The 3,988-nt window shown below is 63.6% G+C and carries 3 protein-coding genes; all 3 read right to left on the bottom strand.

What is annotated here, in order from left to right:
• Positions 1–83: 83 nt before the first annotated feature.
• From lon to IBX54_RS13200, 3 genes are read right to left on the bottom strand one after another with little or no spacing between them, the layout of a single operon-like run.
• Entirely contained in the window at positions 84–2,438 is a 2,355-nt protein-coding gene (lon, locus tag IBX54_RS13210) for an endopeptidase La (RefSeq protein WP_296543120.1), read from the bottom strand.
• 23 nt (positions 2,439–2,461) lie between these two features.
• Entirely contained in the window at positions 2,462–2,866 is a 405-nt protein-coding gene (locus IBX54_RS13205; protein WP_296543119.1) for an Hsp20/alpha crystallin family protein, read from the bottom strand.
• Positions 2,867–2,884: 18 nt separating this feature from the next.
• Positions 2,885–3,544, bottom strand: coding sequence for a BON domain-containing protein (locus IBX54_RS13200; RefSeq protein WP_296543118.1), 660 nt, complete (start codon positions 3,542–3,544; stop codon positions 2,885–2,887).
• Positions 3,545–3,988 lie beyond the last annotated feature (444 nt).

Below are 3,988 nucleotides of genomic sequence, written 5' to 3'. Positions count from 1 at the left end.
GCGATCCATGACTTCCGGGGTCATGGATTGCGTCACTGCGTTCGCAATGACGGGCGAAAGTTGCCATGGCGGGGCGCTTTTATTCAGGCTGGCTGCTGCACAAGGGCCATGTCAATGGCGCCCTGCAAGGCCTGCTCCACGTCGTCGAGAAAAATGAATTCGAGCTGCGCCCTGGCCTGCTCCGGCACGTCTTCGAGGTCCTTGCGGTTGCGCGCGGGCAGCATCACGGTGCTGATGCCCGCGGCCAGCGCCGCCAGCACTTTTTCCTTGATGCCGCCGACCGGCATCACCAGGCCGCGCAGGCTGATCTCGCCGGTCATGGCCACCTGGCTTCGCACCGGCTGATCCAGAAACAGCGAGGCCAGCGCGATGAACATGGCGACCCCGGCGCTGGGCCCGTCCTTGGGTACCGCACCGGCAGGCACATGGATGTGCACATCAACTTTTTCAAAGGCGTCAGGCGCCAGCTTGAGCGTCAGTGCCCGTGACTTCACCAGCGTCAGCGCCGCCTGGGCGGATTCCTTCATCACATCGCCAAGCTGGCCGGTCAGGATCAAACGCCCGCTGCCCGGCGTGCGGCTGGCCTCGATGAACAAAATGTCGCCACCCACCGGCGTCCAGGCCAGCCCGGTGGCCACCCCGGCCATGCCGGTGCGCAAGGCCACCTCGTTCTCGAACTTGGGCTGGCCCAGAATCTCGCCCAGGTCGGGCGCGTCGATGGTTTGCGCCGTGGCCTTGCCCTCGGCAATGCGCACCGCCACATGGCGGCAAACGGCGCCAATCTGGCGCTCCAGATTGCGCACGCCGGCCTCGCGCGTGTAGTGGCGAATGATGTCCATCAGCGCGGCATCGGTAAGCGTGAATTGCGCCGGCGTGAGGCCGGTCGCTTCGAGCTGGCGCTGCACCAGGTAGCGCTTGGCGATTTCGCGCTTTTCCTCCTGGGTGTAACCGGCCAGGTGCAGCACCTCCATGCGGTCGCGCAGCGGCCCGGGAATGGTGTCGAGCACGTTGGCAGTGGCAATGAAGATCACCTGCGACAGGTCGTAGGGCACGCCCAGGTAGTTGTCGCGGAACGTGTTGTTCTGCTCGGGGTCGAGCACCTCCAGCAGCGCCGCCGACGGGTCGCCGTGCACACCGGTGCCGACTTTGTCGATTTCGTCGAGCATCATGACGCAGCCACGGGTGCCAGCTTTTTTGAGCGCCTGGATGATGTTGCCCGGCAGCGCGCCAATATAGGTGCGCCGGTGGCCGCGAATCTCGGCCTCATCGTGCACGCCGCCCAACGACACCCGGGCAAACTTGCGCCCCAGCGCGCGTGCAATCGACTGGCCCAGCGAGGTCTTGCCAACGCCCGGCGGCCCCACCAGGCACAGAATAGGGCCGTGGCCGCCCGGCTTGAGCTTGCGCACCGCCAAAAATTCAACAATGCGCTTCTTGACCTGCTCCAGCCCGAAATGGTCGTCGTCAAGCACCTGGCGCGCCTGGGTCACGTCAATGGCATCGGGCTCGGGGGCTTTCCAGGGGATTTCCAGCAGCCAGTCCAGGTAAGTGCGCACCATCGAATATTCGGTCGAGCTGTCCGACATGCGCTCCAGTCGCTTGAGTTCTTTTTTGGCCTGTTTGGCCACCTCCTCGGGCATGCCAGCCTCATCGATCGCCTTGCGCAGGTCGGCCAGTTCGGCCGCGCTGTCGCCACCGTCCTCGCCCAGCTTTTTCTGGATTTCCTTGATCTGCTCGCGCATCAGGAATTCGCGCTCGCGCTGACCGATGCTGGCCTTGGTGCGCCGGTCGATGTCGCGCGACAGGTTCAGCACCTCGATGCGGTGCACCAGCATGTCGATGACGCGGTCAAGCCGCGCGCGCAGGTCAACTTCTTCGAGCAGTTCCTGTTTTTCTGCCACCTTGATGTCAACATAACCGGCCACCAGATCGGCCAGCATGCCAGGGCTTTCGACATCCTGCACCGCCTGCAGCATCTCCTGGGGCACCTTGGGCAGCAGTTGCAGCACCTCCACCGCGCGCTCCTTGAGCTGGACAAAGCGGGCTTCGATGTCGCGGTCGTCCTCGCCACCGGCATCCGCCATGCGCTCGACGCGCGCCACCATGAAATCAAAGCCGTCCAGGTACGCCAGCACGCGAAAGCGCTGCTGCCCCTGGCACACGATGTGGTGCGACCCGTCGGGCGTGGTGACGTAGCGCAATAGGGCGGCCACCGTGCCGATGGGCGCCAGGTCGTCGGGCGTGGGGGCATCAGCCTCGGGGTTGCGCTGCATCAGGATGCCGACCGGCAGCTCGGCCCGCACGGCATATTGGGCCGCGTTGATGGAGCGCTCGCGGCCAATGCTGATGGGCATGATCATGCCGGGAAACAGCACCATGTTGCGCACCGGCACGATGACCATGGCATCTTCCGGCAATGCAGGCTGCGGCTCAGGCATGTCGGAAGAGGGCTCGACCAGCTTCATGATTCTCTTTCAAGCGTGAGGCGCAGACAGCCGTTCTGCAACAACATGTCGGCCACGGCGTAGTCGGCATGGGGCAAGAGCACACGGCGCTCGAAGCGGCCATAGGGTATTTCGAGTTGCAGGATCGTGCCGTTGCCAAAATCGGCGGCCAGCGAGCGCTCGCCATACACCACCAGCACCTGCTGCTCCAGTCGCACGTCAAGCCGCTCGGGCGTGACACCCGGCAGCGCAATCAGCAGGCACAGCAGCTGCTCGTCGCCGTACATGTCCACCGGCGGCTCCCAGCGCGGCACGTCGCCGGAGCGGCCCAACTGGAAAAACTGCCGGTGCAGCCGATGCGCACCCTGCAGCAGCTCGACGGCTTGCGTCAGCATCCAGGCATGCGAATCAGCGGGTCGCATGGCAGCCAGTCCCGCGGTTCACAACTGCGCCTCAACCGTCAACTGGTTGTTGACGCGGCTGACACCGGGTGCCGACCAGGTCGCGCCCTCGGCGGCATTCTTCTCGGCCCACGAGTGCACATGACCGCGCAAGGTCACCTCGCTGCCCTCCACGATGACATCGATGCGCCGCGCTTCGCGCATGGCCTGGCGCGTCAGCGCGTCCTGAATGCGCTCGGACAGCTTGAGCGGGATCGGCAGCGTTTTGAGCGCAATGTTGTCGGTGATGCCCACCACCCCCTTGAGCGGGCGCACCATGCGCTCCACCGCGCGGCGCTGGAAGTTCCAGTCAAGCTCGCCGCTCAGGGTGACCCAGCCCTTCTCCACCGCCACCTTGACGCGGCCCTGCGGCACCGAGGTGTTCCAGCCCAGCGCGTGCTCCACGGCCAGCGCAATTTCGGTGTCGGTGCGCTGGTGCACGCCGCTCGGGATCACGTCGAGCTCGACCGCAATCGCCTTGACACCACTGACACGCTCGGTGGCCCGCTTGGCCGCCACTTTTTCGGCATAACTGTCAAGGTGTCCGGTCAATGTGACCACGCCTTCCTTGACCGTAACACCAACTTTGGTTTCGGAAATCAGCGGGTCCCACAACAACTCGGCCAGCACGTCTTTCTTGATCTCTGCATCGGTCTTCATGACATCTCCTGGTTGAAAGTGACAACAAAAAAATCTCTTTTTTCAGAGTAGCCCTGCCCATCGGCAGCGCATTGCGAATAATCAATCCTCCCTTCAGCTGCCATCAAAGACCTCCCTCTTTCCCCCTTGTGTGGTTCAGCACACAGACACGGCACCGCCAGCTATTGATACTGAAACCTGCAATGCAGCCTGCCTTTGGGGTGATGCACCGCAACAGTGCCCAGTCAACCCGTGTTGACCCGGCTGCAGTCAGTTTTTGGATCAACTCAAGAGGTAGGCATATGAACAAATCACGGCTTAATTTCAGGCCACTGCCATGGCTCATGGCGCCGGTTCCGAGCATTTTTCTGGTCGCTTGCGGCGGCGGCGGGCAAGATACTATTCTGGGGACTGGCGGCATGGCGCCCGTGGCCTCTTCTGCACCTAAAGTGACGCTTTCGGCTG

Source organism: Rhodoferax sp., assembly GCF_014859475.1.
Lineage (GTDB): Bacteria > Pseudomonadota > Gammaproteobacteria > Burkholderiales > Burkholderiaceae_C > Rhodoferax.
The sequence above is the reverse complement of the archived record's forward strand: the minus strand, read 5'-3'. Positions and strand labels throughout refer to the sequence as shown.